Here is a 15,180-nt window from a genome sequence, read left to right on the forward strand (position 1 = left end):
CCCTACGATCGTCGTTTTTTTCGCCGCGATGTAGCGATTCCGGCGCTTGGTTTCGACGTGTTTTTGGACGAGGCCAATACCGAATTCACGTCCGCTGAACGGATAGGACGATACATATCCGACCGCGCGGTGGGGCAAGTTCTCCTGGATAGAATCAGGCAATCCGGGCGCCCGTCGCTTTTCTACGCCGTCACCATGGAAAATCACGGGCCCTGGACAGACATCGATAATTATCTGGAGCACGTTTATAACTCGGATCGGCTCCTTGGAATGGTGATAGAAAGTCTTGACGATTCCGGTCGAGATTATGTTCTCGCATTCTTCGGTGATCATAGACCTGCACTACGGAACGTCGCCTCAAGGGGGGAAACTCCGTTTGTCATTTTGAGAAATATTGCGCCGACCTCGTCGGTCCCACCGGTCACTGTGTCGGCCGCCCAATTAAACGAACTGCTGATCACAGCGATAACGAGCTGATTGTTGTGCCCTTATTCGGGTCGCCCGGCCCCTCCAATACGACGTCTGTTGGATGGCAAGGGAGCGGGGAATCAATCGAGTAGGCAACCGTGTTGGCCGCAGGGTAACGGCAGCAGCTTCGGATCGGTCAACCCGGCAAGTCGCTTCTGGATGCACGTGCGCAACTGCTCGAACCTCGGCATAGTATGTCCAAAGGCGGCATCGGCGCGCGCGGGATTTAGTCGCCCTTGGGGATGGACCGCTATCCGGTGCACGGGGTCTTGAGCAAACATGGCGAGGAGCTTCGATCCTCGCCATGTTTCCGTTGGCTGAGCCGCCGCTAGCTATGCGCTAGCTGAGCAAAATGTTCTCATTCGAGTGCCGGATGTAAGCCATTGATACCATTGGCGCACCCGACACGATTCGAACGTGTGACCTTTGCCTTCGGAGGGCAACGCTCTATCCAGCTGAGCTACGGGTGCGTGAAGGTTCATTTAGCCGATTGGCCGAGCCTCGGCAACGGCCACATGGCCTGCTGGTATTGAACAAAATGGCTCGGTTGGAGTCGCGTTGCCCTCTTTCAGGCGAAGGTCACACGTTCGAATCGTGTCGGGTGCGCCAGAAAAGCATGTGCCGAGAGTGCCGGTGTCAATCGGCGTTCAAATTTGACCCCGTATCGGCGTCCAATTTTGACCCCTTTGGGCGACGGGTTTTGGCGGTAGCGCTCGCCTCGTCGGAGCTGGTCGGGGTTGCGGAGACGTGGCGAGCGCGGGTTGCGTGATCGTCGTCGCGGCTTTTGAAGCGCCAACTGTCGTTGCCGGTTTCCACGATGTCGCAATGGTGAGTCAGGCGGTCGAGCAGCGCGGTGGTCATCTTGGCGTCGCCAAACACGCTGGGCCATTCACCGAAGGCAAGATTGGTGGTGACGACGATCGACGTGCGCTCGTAGAGCCGGCTGACGAGATGGAACAGTAGCTGGCCGCCGGATTGAGCGAACGGCAAGTAGCCGAGTTCGTCGAGGACGATGAAGTCCATCCGGGTCAGATGCTCGGCGATGCGACCTTGCCGTCCATTGCGGGTCTCGATCTCCAGGCGGTTGACGAGGTCGACCACGTTGTAGAAGCGGCCGCGGGCACCAGATCGGATGCAGCTTCTGGCGATTGCGATGGCCATATGTGTTTTGCCGGTGCCGGTACCGCCGACCAGGACGGCGTTACGTTGCTGGGCGATGAAGCCGCCGCTGGCGAGATCATTGACCAGCGTCTGGTTGATGGGTGTGCCTTCGAACTGGAAGTCCTCAAGGTCCTTGGCAAGCGGCAATTTGGCGATGGTGAGCTGGTACTTGATCGAGCGTGCCTGCTTCTCGTTGATCTCGGCGTTGAGCAGATCGCCGACAATGCGTTGAGGTTCGTGCTGGCGTTTGACAGCGGTCGCCATGATCTCGTCGAAGGCGGCCTTCATGCCGTAGAGCTTGAGCTCACCCATGAGGTCGAACAGTTGAGTACGCTCCATTAGTTGGTTCTCCTGAGGTTGTCGTAACGGGCACAGTCGGCGATCGGGGCATGGCGCAAGGTCAGTGCAGCCGGCGTCATGATGTTGGCTGGTGGGGCGGGCTCACGTTGCCGAGCCAGGATGTTGAGAACGACATCGGCGGAATGGACGCCGTGGGCGATTGCCTCGGCGCAGGCCGCATCGACGGCCGGCAGACCGTCGGTCAGAACCGCGTTGAGGATGTCGACCATCTGCCGATTGCCATCGTCGGCGCCGGCGAGCTTGCGCCGCACACGTTCAATCGCTGCGGGCAGTACCCAGTCTTTGAAGGGAGCGCCGTTACGCAAGGCGCCGGGCTTGCGAGCCAGCACCGGTACGTAATGCCAGGGATCGTAGGTCGTCTCGCCGCGGCCGAAGGATCGCGGATGCTCGGCAACGATGCGCCCGTCCTGGCGGATCACAATGCGGTCGGCATAGGCATGAACCTCGACCGGACGTCCGACCGCGCTGGCCGTGACCGAGTATTTGTTATTGTCGAACCGCACCAGGCAGGTCTTTGAGACCGATGCCGGCACCGCGTGGAATCCGTCGAACCGGCCGGCATAGGGAACAAGCTTTGGCCGTTCTGCCTCGAACACCTCCCAGACTGTCTGCTCGGTCAGTTCAGGATGGCGATGCGCTTTGGCGTAGGCGATGCACTTGTCCAGCAGCCATGCGTTTAACTCGTCGAGGGTTTTGAACCGCAGCCGTGGCGTGAAGAAGCGCTCCCGGACAAGCCCAACCTGGTTCTCGACCTGGCCCTTCTCCCAGCCTGATGCCGGCGTGCAGGCGACCGGGTCGACAAGGTAATGGCTACACATCTGCATGAAGCGGCGATTGTAGAGACGTCCTTTGCCGACGAAGATCGTCTCCACGGCAGTCTTCATATTGTCGTAGATGCCGCGGCTGCAGGTGCCCTTGAACAACGCGAACGCCCGGTCGTGGGCGTCGAACACCATCTCCTGTGTCTCGCGCGGGTAGCACCGCACGAACAGCATCCGGCTGTGGCAGAGCCGGACATGGGCGGCCTTCACCATCACCGTCACGCCATTCAGCAGGACGACCTCATGGCTCCAGTCAAACTGATAGGCTTCTCCAGGCGCAAAGCTCAGCGGAACGTAGGCCGCCGCCGTCGATTGCCCGCGCTCCTTGCTCCACCGCCTGGCATAACGCCGCACGGCGTCGTAACCGCCGTCATAGCCGCGCCTGTGCCGCGGCTTTGGCTCGTTCAACTTCAGCAGCTTTGGCGTCTTCCTGGGCCTTCTTCTTTTCGGCGGCGATGCGCGCTTGCTCGGCTTTGGCGTCTTCGATCTTCTTGGCTTTTTCAGCGGCAAGCCTGGCGTCTTCGGCGGCCTTGGCCTGAGCCGCGGCCTTTACCCGCTCAGCCTCGGCGAACTTGGCGTCCTCGGCCGCCTTCTTCTTTTCAGCAGCGACGCGCTCTTGCTCGGCGGCTTTCGCCTGCTCGGCTGCCTTTGCTTGCTCGGCACCCTTTGCACCCTCAACGGCGAGGCGCTTTTGCTCGTCAGAAGACACCTTAGCTTTTTCGGTTGAAGCAATACTGGCGATCTCTGCATTAAGCTTGTTGCGCCGCGCTTTCGCGACGTCAGTATAGAATCCTGATGGATAGTTCCTAATAAAGGAATCCCAAATTGCCGGCTCGTTGATTTGCAGCGCAATCTCGTAGTCACGCCTTACCGCCGCGCTGGGATCAGCGACGCCCGCAGCAGGGGATGGCGTTGCCACGGCGGGCACCAGCGCCACGTCGTCTCCGCCAAGCGAGCCATAGATGAACGGCTCCTGCTTGTTATTGGTGACCTTCAGGACTTCGTCGCGGGCAAAGCCGAACGCCTTACGCAGATCGAGACCCGGTCGCGGCAGATATTTGACAAGGGCAGCGGTGAAAGGGCTATTTTTGCTGCCACCGTCGGATGCGGTCGATCCGGCTTTCGCGGCGAAGGCGATCAGCGTATTGGGACTGCCTGGCTCGACCTTGGCCAGCCCTCGCCCGATCGCGCGCGCCCCGATGGTGCGCTTCATGGTCTTGTTGAAGGGATTGTCGCGGCACGCGTCCAGAATGACGAGCCGCAATTGCCTCGCGGGCTCGATGACCGTCAAAAGCCGATCCAGCGGAATGGCCTTGTCGAACGCATCGATGTCATGCTCCAGCACGGCTCGACCGGTATCAGATAGTTGGTGCCGTCGATCTCGATGCCGTGTCCTGCGTAATAAACGATAGCGACGTCGGCATCACGGACGGTATTGGCGAAATCGCGCAAGGCGCGGCGCATCTCGCTCACATTGAGGTCGCGTTTGAGCTCGACGACATCGAAACCGGCGCTCTTGAACGTCGCTGAAATCGCTTCGGAATCGTTCACTGGATTGGCGAGCGGGCTGACCTTTTGATAGGCTGAATTGCCTATCACCAGCGCTACCCGTTTGTCCGCAAACGCGGGCTGACTGAAAAGCCAGGTTGACCAAATTGCTAAAATGACGGCCGCAACGGCGCGCATCGGGAATCCCAAATCGGCAATAGACCGAGCCTATCACCCACACTGGCGAGCACAACCTCCAGAAGAAAGCTGTGTGATGAAAAGTCACGATCCGCAAAGCAACCGGCGAAGTGGCGTCGGGCTAACAATTTGCATCGCAATAATTATCGCTGGCGAACGGGTGCGATGGGTCAAAAAGCGGAACTGGCCACGCTAGAACGGCATGTCCGCTCTAGCCGATAGCAGTCATCGTCCGGCCACCCCGGCATCTCCGAAAAGTGTTGGGACCGGACAATGGCAATGCTTGACGCAATTACTCCGTCTCGCCCGGGTCTGGATATCTTAGTTTAACTTTGGTTAGACCCCGGGGATCAAAAACCCGCCGCGGATTTGTGAGCGGGATATAGGGCAGCGACGAATTTCGCTGACGTAGACAGGCTACTTTCATCCAGAGGTGTCGCGACTCACTCGCGCGGACGGGAGACTGTTAATTAACAATCCTTAGACTCTCCGCTCGCATTAAAATTTGGTGAGGACGGGTTAAATCTGCCGAGTGAACTTCGGACAGCAACTACTCAAGCCACCGTTGGCCAAACATTTTTTGATCGCAAGTTCCCTAGCAACCTCAAGTGTTGCGCCTTTTCCAATTCCGGATGCCTTAGTCATCGGACACCAGGACTTTACCGTAATCTCTTTGGCGAAGGCCCCGTTTGAACCGAACAGAGCTAAGACCGCAATCGCGAAAATGCGTTTCATGTTTCACTCTCCTGCGATAATATCGTCCTCAACTTACGCGTGAGAAACCGCCCAGGCAAGCCAGAGTTCTGGAATTCGATGATACGAATTGTATATGTGGCCATTTCGTCAGTGCTGATGCTTGTGGCCCCGGCAGCAGCAGAAGTGTATTTGCAAAAGGACGGAGTGAATCTTTCTGTAGGAACTCTCGCGGATCGAGTCATATTTTGCATTTCCGCCTCAGGCGACCTTAAGGTTTCTTCTGAATACGGAGTTCAGTTTAAGGTCGATGGACCGAATGGTAAGTGGTGGCGAGAAACCTTGCCGAAGGTCGTCACAGGATCTCCGTATTACTTCGATCTTCCGCTGCGAATCGAACTGAAGACGCGTGGCAATACCCAACAGCGTCCTATCACAGTGGACCTCGGTGCCTGCTCGCCCTCGGCGAACGCTTGTGTGCCCATAACCTTCGAAGTTGACGCGCCCGGAGCAAACCAGAATGAACCAGTGTCTAAGTGTTCTGCGACAAAAGCGACACCGTTGCTTCCCTCAAGGTGACTCGGCCATTCTTACCCGGACAGGTAAACCGAAATTGCAATTCACAGTTTTGAACCGTGCGATCGCGCCTCTCTCACCGCACGCCTATCACTTCCGGTATGTGCCGAATCAATACTGACGCAAGCGCACGTAGATCGGTGAGCCTTGGCGGCAGCTTCCAGACGCATGCTTTTGCATCGCTTCTCAAAGGTCTTCGGCCGTAAGAGTGCGCAGCGGTTCGTGGCTTTATCCGCGAAGAGCAGATGTATTTCGTCATAAGCCGAGTGGTTGGTGCCAAAAGATTGCGAGCGTCCCCACGGCGAGACGCCGCTGAATCAACGCGTAGTTCGAGTTGCCATTGCTAATGCGCTCGAATGGTCGTCGGCCCTTTGCAGCGAACGCAGTTCCCGCGCCCGTGCTTGCCCTCGATATGTGCCAAAGCGCGGCCGCTTTGCTGTGCCGATTTATCGTTTTTTGCCCTTCTGTTTCTTTTTTGCAGCTTTTTTGGCCACCTTATTCGTTTTGCTCTTCGCGGCTTTCTTCACCCCGCCCTTGTTACCTGTCCGTTTGCCGCCGCCTTTTCTTGTTCGTAATGCGGGTTGAGGGGGACCATTTTCACCGGTGTCACGGGGCGGATTGGAGGGATCGCCCTGAACGTTGGCGGGAATTTCCGCCAAACATGTTAAGGTAATTGTCTTCCAATAGAGTCCGTTTGCATCTGGCGGTTCCCTGCCTACAACAAGCCCATATGGCGTAGCTAGATTGGGATCATAAGCCGCCCAAAAACGGACTCCTGCACAATTGTTATTGACTCGCGCCGGGTTGCCGACCGCGTCGCGAAGCTCGGCAAGTATTTGGTCATGAATTGGTTGCGGCAAAATGTCTTTGAGGAACGTCAGCCATCTTCCCTTCGGTTTGGGGCCTGATGATGGAAAGACGTTTAGTCGCCATGTGAGACGCCTCAGCTGTCGTCCAGGGGCAAAGAAATCGTCGTTGTTATTCTGAATGTGAGCCCGCAAGCTTTGGAGCTTAGGGCCGCTGAAACGTGCATTTAGGCCGTCAACAATTTGAAGATCGTTCGGATTTGGAATCAAATCTCCCATGGCCTTCCTCCTAGATCTAACAACCAAATTCTAAGTCTATTTGGATCATGCCCGGCTGATTGGCTGATGGCAAGTTGTAAGGGTCACGCCAGGTTGTCATCGTGCCTGGATCATGTGCTCGGCTCCGGATTGCCGCACCGCGCGCTTTTCAGATTCCCGGTCAATCTCTGACGTAATCATGAGCACGCCAATTCGCCGCATCCGCTCGCCCGGCTGCGCACGCGCTGCGACTGGCCACGAGACCTAGTGTGGCCCGGGTGTGCCTGAGACATGAAAATCGCGCGCCGGTCGCTGCAACAAGCACAGTTTAAAGGGATGAGGCATCTCACCGGTCCAGCTTCGGAGGGCAACGCTCTATCCAGCTGAGCTACGGGTGCGTGAAGGTTCATTTAGCCGATTGGCCGGGCCTCGGCAACGGCCACATCGGTTGCCGGTATTGAACAAATGGCTCGGTTGGAGTCGCGTTGCCCTCGTTCAGGCGAAGGTCATACGTTGGAATCGTGCCGGGTGCGCCGGAAAAGGGCGTGCCGAGCGCGCCGGGATTGCGGCCGGGTTTTGAGGAAAGCCGACCATCAGGCACAAATCGACTTGCCTCTTTCATAAACGCTACAATAAGCTGCAAATGAGAATAGCTCGGTTCACCGCCGCATATGACTTTGCTGGGATAGTTATAACTTCTTATAACTTCATGGTCTCGGATGATATTCGAGCAGACCCGCAACGCGCTTGAGAGTCAGAACCGCAGTGCTGGAAGATATGCGCTGGTGGAGAAGATACTTGGAATTTTCCGGACCAGTTTTCCGGAGCTGAATTTCCGGATTCTTGACAGGGTGACCGCGGTCAACGCTCAAGCGTCTATTCTGGACAATGTGCGATCGGTAAACCTGTTCGGGGGACTTGCCTATCATCCGGAAATTGGTCGGGACGCGCTGGTCTTTATTCTATTGCACGAAACCGGACACCATCTCAGCCGAGGATGCCGGTTGCCATGGATGCGGGAACTGGCATGCGATTGTGCGGCCGATTGCTGGGCGGTTACCGAAGGCCAGGCTCAGCTTCAGAAAAACAATTCCGGATTTGCCATCGAGCCCGCGTTAAGTCAGATTGAGAGCGCAGCCAATTTAAAATCCCGCGTCTCAGTGAAAGCTGGACGCCCAGCGTGCTCGTTCTTGAACTGGACTAAGAGAAAACGCCGGCTGATGAATGCCAAGGCTGACGTCAGGGATGCTTGTGGAATGATTTGATTTATGAATCCAGAGGGAGACTAAAATGGGCGACCTTTTGCCAAACGGAAATGACATCGATGTCATCAATCAGTTAACCACCCGATTCACCGCATCCCCGTTTTCAGCCCTTAAACACTATGTAAGCTCGTCTCACGATGACTTTCTCTGGGGCAACGGCAAGAGTCTGGCACGCGCGTCTTTTCGGCTAAACATATGGCCGACCTCGGGCCCAAAGGCGAAAGCGAGGTGGTTCGCTTTCCTTGCAAGAATACTGTCACGCCAGAATCAAATCGATATACAGAACGCGTTGAAGACCGCGGTTGAAAACAGTGCGGGAAACATCGTGGGCGTTCATTTTTGGGCTCAGTTCGACGCGACCATTCCTCAAAATACCTACGTTGTTCGGGTAACTCGCGAGGCGGCCGACGCCATCGGGAATGTGTTCTTGAGGATAACGTTGCTTTGCGATCACGAAATTCCAGCCGGGGAAGCCGGGGATCCCAATCCCGGTCCTGACCTCGGAGAGATCGGGCCGGTTCATCCGTTGGCCAAGAAAAAGAAGAAACCGGGCAAGGGAAAGAAGCCTGGCAAGAAGAAGGTTGCCAAAAAGCGGACAGCCAAGAAGCGGGCGGCCAAGAAGCGGCGGTAAATGCCCTGCCTTGACTGCCACGCTTGTCGTCCTACGCGAAAGCGGGGGACCCAGTATTCCAGAGACGGTGGTGATCAACCCGAAAGGCCACGGCGTACCGGATCGACCGGTCAAGCCGGGCGACGACAACCGCGGTTGATGGGACGGCGTTGCATCGCCTTATGCTTACGCGGTGCCAGTCTAGCCTGCCTGGTGGGATGCTGTGCGGCTGCGGCCGATTTCGACGTTCGCGCTCTCGAGCAGGGGCTCGAATATCAAGGCCCCGGTTTCGCGGATAAGGGCGCGCGATCGATCCAGCTCCTGTTGCCCTGCCAGCTTTTGGTCTTCCGTTTCGGAGCGGATCAGAAGGTCGGCATGCACAATGCGGGCAAAACATTCCGGCACGCGGGCATGACGCGCGGTCGCGATCTCGATGGCTTCCCTGACCGTAGAAAATGCAATCGCGGTCTCGCCGTTGAGCCGGTAGGCGTTTGCCAGGTCGGCCAGAATGCGGGCCTCGTTTTCCAGGCCGGCCTTCCTCGATCGCGCGAAGCTGAGCGCTTCCGACAGGTCTTCGATGGCAGATGTCAGCCGTCCTGCGATGACATGAGAAAGGCCGCGGCAGGCCTGCGCATAGACCCGCAAATAGGGGTTGCCGCTTTTCATGGCGAGCGAATAGGCACGGTTGGCGTGCTCCTGCGCCAACCCGGCATCGCCCTCGGCCCAGGCGAGGTCCACATAGGCAAGGCTCGGTATCACATAATGGATTGCGTCGACGTGGCCGTCTTCCAGTTGAAGGATGCGCTCCAGGAACGGCCGGGCTTCATCGCCCCGGCCCAGCGTCACCAGGGTATGTCCACGCATGGCGGTCAGCCAGATCTCGACATCGAATCCGAGCATCTGCCGGTCGAACTTCGCGATTTCGTGCGCGCTGTCCGTCGCTTCGATGTTCATCTTCAGCGCTTCCGACATGCGGCCTGAAGCCCGCAAGGCGTGGCAGAGAATGGCCTTGAGCGTGACCTGGACGCTGAGGTCGCTGCCTTGATCGGCGATCGCCTTGGCTTCCTCGATTCGCTTGACATATTCGTCGGCCGAGCCGCCATTCGCCAGGATTCGGCCATAGGCCGCATGGATCAGCGAATTGGCTCTCACATCGCCCAGGGCCGATGCCAGCTTTTTGGCTTCCTCGAAGTAGACCCCGGCTTCCTCCGACGAAATTCCCTCCCGCCATCCGAAATTGACGATCTGGCCGCAGGCCATCATTTTCAAATAATCGATTTGAGCCGAACCCGGCTGGTCCGAAAGCAGTTCGCGCACCTTCTTCCAGCTTCGCAATGCCTGACTGGGATCGTTGGCGCCGACCCACACCGCGGCGCGCATGTTGAGCTGGGCCGCCTTGAGAGGATCGCCGGCCTGCTCCCAATGATAGGCCAGCAGCGAAGCGCGTTCTTCCGCATGATCCGTAAACAGCTTCTCGATCGCCTGCGCGACCGATGAGTGAATTTCGCGGCGACGCTCGTGCAGCAGGGATCGATAGGCAACTTCCTGGATCAGGGGATGGCGAAATGCGACAAGACGCTGTTCGAAGGGGGGAACATCATAGAGAAGCTCGACCCGCCTGAGATGTCCGATCGCCTCCGAAAGCTCGGTCTGGGACAGGCCGGAAACTGAATTGAGCACTGATATCGAAATCTCGCGGCCGACGACCGAGGCTATCTCCAGCACCTGCTTTGCAGATTCATCAAGACGGTCGATACGAGCCGCCACGACGGCCTGCACCGTCGCGGGCAACGGGATCGAATCGACGCCGCCCTTTAGCCGATAGGCGCCCTTTTCCCCCTCGAAGTCTCCCCGTTCAACCAGCGCATTCACAAGTTCTTCCAGAAAGAACGGATTTCCCTGGGCGCGCTCGATGATGTTCCGGCTCAGCAACGCCAGCGAAGGATCGCTGCCAAAATGATCGCGCAGTATCGCTTGCGCCTGCGCCGGGGCGAGCGGAGGCATGTTGATCTGCCGGTAATGCAGCCGGTGCATCAGCGGCGCGACAAATCCCGGCCGGAAATTCACCACCAGAAGGGTCGTGGTGCCGACCACGGCGTCGACCAGCGCCTCGACGAATTCCTCGCTTGCCGCATCGATCCAGTGCAGATCGTCGATCAGCACCACGGTGGCGGTGTCCCGCGGGACCGACCGCACCAGCGTTTGGACAAAATCGAGCAACAGGGTCTTTCGCGCCTTGGGGTCGAGTTTGAACGCCGGCGGCTGCGGGCCGGTGAGGCCCAAAAACTCCAGCAACACGAGCGATTGCTGTTCGGAGACAGGCAGGTCCGCCAACCGGTCGAGGACGCGCGGGCGCGATATGTCGGCGGGTTCGTTCGCCCTGAGGCCAAAGAAATCGCGCAACAACTCCAGCACGGGCTGGAAAGGGGTGGCCCGACCATGCGCCAGGACGCGCGCTTCGAAGACCCGGATGCCCTTTCCGCGGCAATCTTCCGCAAACTCGAAACAAAGCCGGCTCTTGCCGATCCCGGCTTCACCCACGACGCCAACCACGCGGCCGTCACCCCGCAGGGTGCTTTCGAGCTCCAGCGCGAGCGCGGAAGACTGTTCGCTTCGGCCGGTGAGCGGGCTCAGCCGCCGTCCGCTTCGGAACACGCCGCTCGAGGGGGCATGCTTCAGGCCTGCCAGCTTGAACACCTCGATGGGTTCGGGGAGCCCGCGAATAGGCTGCAGGCCGAGCGGTTCGACTTCGACGAATTGCCTGGCGGCCGTGTAGGTTTCTTTCGTAATCAGAATGCCGCCGGCATCGGCCAACTGCTCCATGCGATTTGCGATGTGCACGTTTGCGCCCGCCGCATCATAGGTCTGGTAGATGCCGTGCTCGATCGATTGAACGACGACCTCGCCGGTGTGAACGCCGACGCGAATCTGCAGGGCGGGGTCATCGAGCCGCTTGACCTCGTCCTGCATGGTCAGCGCGGCGAGGCAACCCCGGACGGCATGATCCTCGTGAGGCTGCGGCGCGCCAAACAGCGCCATGACACCGTCGCCCTGCGCCTTGTTGACGACGCCATCGTAGCGACGCACGGCTTCATGCATCAGATCCAGAACCGGTTGCAGCCGTCTCATGCCCAGTTCAGGATCGCCGAGACCGTCGATCAGACTGGTTGAATTGCGGATGTCGGCGAATAGAACGGTCAGGCGCTTGCGCTCTCCGCCCTTGGCGTTCAACGACCTCAGCATATGCTGCCAGGACTGGCTGGGCGCCTCCGAAGCGGAGGGCATCAGCGCGGCGCTGCACTTGCCGCAAAAGCGGCTGTTCGGTCCGTTGAGGTGGCCGCAGGCGTGGCACCCGATCCCAAGAGATGCCCCGCATCCTTCGCAATATTCGTTGGTGGCCTTGTTCTGGTAACCACAACGCAAACATTGCATCCCGAAACCCCTTAAAGGGCTGAGTAAGCGGTCGCCGGTCGGAAGTAATCGTAGCCCGGGACGGCGTCCAATTCCATGCTTGTGTAGGGTTAGATCGGCCCATCGACGCCCGTCAATTGCCTCGCAGGATCGGCTTCTTAACCACGTTGACGCAGGGGGCGGCGAGCAAAGCCCCGAGGCAGCGGTCCGGCGAGAACCTTTGTCGGATATGTCAGGGGTCGGCTCCTCTTTTTAGGGGTCAGGGATCATTGCAATCGTCCGTGAACTTGGCATCATGGATCGAGCATTCCGCCCTCAGGGCGGCCGAAACATGGCCAATGGAGACGAAATTGAAACCCAGCGCATATCTCTTTGTATCCATGCTCCTGGTCGGCGCGCTTGCCGGCCCGCCCGCGCAATCGCAAGAAGTCAAGGTGGGCGATCTCGTGATTTCACAGCCCTGGAGTCGCGCAGCACCGAGCGGTTCGGAATTGGCCAGCAGCTATCTGACGATCGAAAACAAGGGCACGGCCGCCGACCGCCTGGTTGGCGCATCGTCGGACGTCGCGGAAAAGATTGAGATCCAGCAAATCAGCATGGCCGGAGGGGCAACCTCGTCGGATACGGTCGACAAAGGACTGGGGATTTCCGCCGGCGACAAGGTGGTGCTGGCGCCCGGCGGCTACAAGCTAGCATTGTTGAAGCTGAAGAGCGCCATGAAGAAGGGGACCAAGGTCTCGATGACGCTTGAGTTTGAAAAGGCCGGCAAGGTCACCGTGCCGTTCGAGGTGCTTGGCGCCTCCGCCAAAGGACCGGCACCGCCCAAAGCTGACGGCAAGATGAAAAAATGAAGACGCGAGCCCGGTGACGACGCGCAGTACGCTTTCGATGCGTCCGCTTGAATTTGGCTGGTATCTGCCGACGCACGGCGACACCACGGCCTATGGCGTGGCCGCGGCCCAGATTGCCGGATCGCCCGAACTATGCGACCGCGTCGTGCAGGCTGCGGAGAAGGCAGGTTTCGAATACCTGCTGATTCCGGTCGGCTCCACCTGCTGGGAAGCATGGATCACCGGCGCGTTCATGGCGGCCCGCTCGGCGAAGATCAAGCCGCTGATCGCGGCGCGTCCCGGCTACATCAATCCGGTGCTGCTGGCCAAGATGATCTCGACCTTCGACCAGATGTCGGGTGGGCGCATCTGCGTCAACCTGATCGCCGGGCAGAACGAAAGCGAAGTGGAAGGCGAGGGCGTGCGCTACGCCAAGGAAGAACGCTACGCTCTGATGGAGGAGGAGGTCTCGATCCTCAAGGCGCTGTGGACCACGCGCGGTCCGTTGAATTTCCAGGGCAAATTTCACACGTTGTCCGGCGCGCATATCCGGCCGCGGCCGTTGCAGCAGCCGTTCCCGAAGTTCTATCTCGGCGGCGGCTCAAGGCAGGCCTGGGAAATGTCGGCGAAGCATTCCGACGTGCATCTGTTCTGGGGCGACCTGCCGGAAAAGATCGCTTCGAACATCACCGAGATAAGGCAGATGGCGCAGGCCCACGGCCGCGAATACGAAATCGGCTTCGGCATGCGGCTGCAGGTGATCTGCCGCGAGAATGAACAAGACGCGTGGCAAGCCGCCGACATTCTGGTGCGCGACGCCACCGAGCGACAGAAGCAGGAGATGAAGACGCTCTACAACAAGTCCGAAGCCAACCGGCGTGTGCAAGAACTCGCCCGCGAGCATGGCGATTTGCTGCTGCCGCCTCTATGGACCGGCATCACCCGGGTCCGGCCGGGCGCCGGGATCGCGGTGGTCGGCAATCCCTCGCAATGCGCCGCGACGCTGCAGCAATTCATCGACGCCGGCTGCCATTCGTTCTGCCTGTCAGGCTATCTGCACGACGAGGAAGCCGAGCGGTTCGGCCGGCTGGTCCGCCCAATTCTCGCCGACAACAACCGCGGCCGTCTGGCGGCATAGCGTCAGGATGCGGCTAGATCGGAACGATCTCCTTGCCGATCGGCCACAGCGCGATGCCGGCAAGCTTCAGGTGCGCCCAGGCAAACGGAATGCCGATGATGGTGACGGCCAGCACGATCGCAGTGACGACGTGCGCAAGCGCCAGCCACCAGCCGGCCAGCACCAGCCAGATCACATTGCCGATCAGGCCCAAGGGGCCGGTGCCGATATCCTGCTGACCGGTCAGGCTGTCGCGGCGCACTGCTTGCTGTCCGAACGGCAGCAAGGTGTAGGCGGCAATGTTGAACGCGGCCCGCGCCCACGGCAGCCCGATGATGGTGATGGCCATGATGACGGCCGCGATCACCCAGGCTACCGACATCCACAATCCGCCGAGCAGGATCCAGAGGATGTTCAGGACTATCGAGACAGGAGGCATGGGGTTTCATCGGAAAAGAGGATGCGCGTTCGCGCCCGGTAACGTTCCCGGCGTTTATAAACCTTCCGTAGCGGCGATGATAGCCGTCTGGCTGCGGACGCGCGCAAGGTCAGCGGCGATAGCCGGTGGCGCGCGCATAGGCGGGGCGGGTTTCCGGCAACGGGCGGCTGGCTTCGCGGGCGCGCGCGTCGCTGCTGATCCGGGTGGCCGGCGTGAGTTCTTCGAGGAAAATCGGCCGGGAAAAATAGTAGCCCTGTGCGTAGCGGATTTTGGTGGCGGCCTGCAGATAGGCGAGCTCCTCGAAGGTTTCGATGCCTTCGGCGATCACCGTCATGCCCAGTGCCTCGCTGAGCGATTCGATCGCTCTCAGGATGCCCTGGCTGCGCGGGCGTTTATGAATGTCGGTGATGAAGGAACGGTCGATCTTGATTTCGTCGGCGGTGATGTCGGCCAGCGCCGACAGTGACGAATAGCCGATGCCGAAATCGTCGATGGAAATCCCGACGCCGAGCCGCCGGAAGATCGGCAGGATCTCGTCCTGGAAATGGGTCTTGGCGACGAAGGCGTCTTCCGTCACCTCGATCATGAAGCGTTCGGGATATCCGGTCACCTCCAGCGCCTGGGCGAACAGACCCATGAATTCGGGATTGCCGGCCTGCTTGGCTGCGACATTGATGCT

At 59.2% G+C, this 15,180-nt stretch carries 13 protein-coding genes, 1 tRNA gene and 1 pseudogene; 5 read left to right on the top strand and 10 right to left on the bottom strand.

Features of this window, described 5'->3' with window-relative positions:
- On the top strand, nucleotides 1-477 hold a 477-nt coding region (locus tag E7813_RS22235), incomplete at its 5' end, for a sulfatase-like hydrolase/transferase (protein ID WP_291577429.1).
- A 384-nt stretch (nucleotides 478-861) separates the two neighbouring features.
- Here E7813_RS22235 and E7813_RS22240 read toward each other — a convergent pair.
- From E7813_RS22240 to E7813_RS22265, 7 genes and pseudogenes are all read right to left on the bottom strand, one after another.
- Nucleotides 862-938 (bottom strand) — tRNA-Arg (locus tag E7813_RS22240).
- A gap of 166 nt (nucleotides 939-1,104) precedes the next feature.
- On the bottom strand, nucleotides 1,105-1,968 hold the full coding sequence (istB, locus tag E7813_RS22245) for an IS21-like element helper ATPase IstB (protein WP_363331207.1): 864 nt from the start codon (nucleotides 1,966-1,968) through the stop codon (nucleotides 1,105-1,107).
- Nucleotides 1,934-3,227, bottom strand: a pseudogene (istA, locus tag E7813_RS22250) (IS21 family transposase). The gene istB and the pseudogene istA overlap by 35 nt, the downstream one beginning before the upstream one ends.
- Complete coding sequence (locus tag E7813_RS22255) at nucleotides 3,181-4,155, bottom strand: caspase family protein (protein ID WP_363331204.1); 975 nt, start codon at nucleotides 4,153-4,155, stop codon at nucleotides 3,181-3,183. The pseudogene istA and the gene E7813_RS22255 overlap by 47 nt, the downstream one beginning before the upstream one ends.
- On the bottom strand, nucleotides 4,098-4,409 hold the full coding sequence (locus E7813_RS26235) for a caspase family protein (RefSeq protein ID WP_363331205.1): 312 nt from the start codon (nucleotides 4,407-4,409) through the stop codon (nucleotides 4,098-4,100). The genes E7813_RS22255 and E7813_RS26235 overlap by 58 nt, the downstream gene beginning before the upstream one ends.
- Nucleotides 4,410-5,015: 606 nt before the next feature.
- Entirely contained in the window at nucleotides 5,016-5,231 is a 216-nt protein-coding gene (locus E7813_RS22260; protein WP_291577430.1) for a hypothetical protein, read from the bottom strand.
- Between the two features lie 980 nt (nucleotides 5,232-6,211).
- Nucleotides 6,212-6,850: a hypothetical protein gene (locus E7813_RS22265; protein WP_291577431.1), complete on the bottom strand. Its 639-nt coding sequence runs from the start codon at nucleotides 6,848-6,850 to the stop codon at nucleotides 6,212-6,214.
- Nucleotides 6,851-7,548: 698 nt separating this feature from the next.
- Between E7813_RS22265 and E7813_RS22270 the strand changes: the two genes are divergently transcribed.
- The gene (locus E7813_RS22270) at nucleotides 7,549-8,094 is read left to right on the top strand and encodes a hypothetical protein (RefSeq protein WP_291577432.1); all 546 of its coding nucleotides are present in this window, start codon (nucleotides 7,549-7,551) and stop codon (nucleotides 8,092-8,094) included.
- A gap of 25 nt (nucleotides 8,095-8,119) precedes the next feature.
- Nucleotides 8,120-8,725 (top strand): hypothetical protein, encoded by a 606-nt coding sequence (locus tag E7813_RS22275; RefSeq protein WP_291577433.1) that lies wholly within the window; start codon nucleotides 8,120-8,122, stop codon nucleotides 8,723-8,725.
- Between the two features lie 180 nt (nucleotides 8,726-8,905).
- On the opposite strand, the gene E7813_RS22280 is transcribed toward E7813_RS22275, so the two are convergent.
- On the bottom strand, nucleotides 8,906-12,136 hold the full coding sequence (locus E7813_RS22280; RefSeq protein WP_363331206.1) for an adenylate/guanylate cyclase domain-containing protein: 3,231 nt from the start codon (nucleotides 12,134-12,136) through the stop codon (nucleotides 8,906-8,908).
- Between the two features lie 329 nt (nucleotides 12,137-12,465).
- On the opposite strand from E7813_RS22280, the gene E7813_RS22285 reads away from it, so the two are divergent.
- Nucleotides 12,466-12,966: a copper chaperone PCu(A)C gene (locus tag E7813_RS22285; protein ID WP_291577435.1), complete on the top strand. Its 501-nt coding sequence runs from the start codon at nucleotides 12,466-12,468 to the stop codon at nucleotides 12,964-12,966.
- Between the two features lie 37 nt (nucleotides 12,967-13,003).
- Nucleotides 13,004-14,083, top strand: a complete 1,080-nt coding sequence (locus E7813_RS22290; RefSeq protein ID WP_291577436.1) for an LLM class flavin-dependent oxidoreductase — start codon at nucleotides 13,004-13,006, stop codon at nucleotides 14,081-14,083.
- A 13-nt stretch (nucleotides 14,084-14,096) separates the two neighbouring features.
- On the opposite strand, the gene E7813_RS22295 is transcribed toward E7813_RS22290, so the two are convergent.
- Nucleotides 14,097-14,501: a YccF domain-containing protein gene (locus tag E7813_RS22295; RefSeq protein ID WP_291577437.1), complete on the bottom strand. Its 405-nt coding sequence runs from the start codon at nucleotides 14,499-14,501 to the stop codon at nucleotides 14,097-14,099.
- Nucleotides 14,502-14,610: 109 nt separating this feature from the next.
- Nucleotides 14,611-15,180, bottom strand: a 570-nt coding sequence (locus tag E7813_RS22300; protein ID WP_291577438.1) for an EAL domain-containing protein, incomplete at its 5' end; no start/stop codon positions are given.

Source organism: Bradyrhizobium sp., from assembly GCF_004799405.1.
Taxonomy (GTDB): domain Bacteria; phylum Pseudomonadota; class Alphaproteobacteria; order Rhizobiales; family Xanthobacteraceae; genus Bradyrhizobium.

What these genes read in the sequence shown, in the direction of transcription:
- istB (WP_363331207.1), bottom strand. Translation starts at nt 1,968, where the DNA reads ATGGAGCGTACTCAACTGTTCGACCTCATGGGTGAGCTCAAGCTCTAC.
- E7813_RS22260 (WP_291577430.1), bottom strand. Translation starts at nt 5,231, where the DNA reads ATGAAACGCATTTTCGCGATTGCGGTCTTAGCTCTGTTCGGTTCAAAC.
- E7813_RS22265 (WP_291577431.1), bottom strand. Translation starts at nt 6,850, where the DNA reads ATGGGAGATTTGATTCCAAATCCGAACGATCTTCAAATTGTTGACGGC.
- E7813_RS22270 (WP_291577432.1), top strand. Translation starts at nt 7,549, where the DNA reads ATGATATTCGAGCAGACCCGCAACGCGCTTGAGAGTCAGAACCGCAGT.
- E7813_RS22275 (WP_291577433.1), top strand. Translation starts at nt 8,120, where the DNA reads ATGGGCGACCTTTTGCCAAACGGAAATGACATCGATGTCATCAATCAG.
- E7813_RS22280 (WP_363331206.1), bottom strand. Translation starts at nt 12,136, where the DNA reads ATGCAATGTTTGCGTTGTGGTTACCAGAACAAGGCCACCAACGAATAT.
- E7813_RS22290 (WP_291577436.1), top strand. Translation starts at nt 13,004, where the DNA reads ATGCGTCCGCTTGAATTTGGCTGGTATCTGCCGACGCACGGCGACACC.
- E7813_RS22295 (WP_291577437.1), bottom strand. Translation starts at nt 14,501, where the DNA reads ATGCCTCCTGTCTCGATAGTCCTGAACATCCTCTGGATCCTGCTCGGC.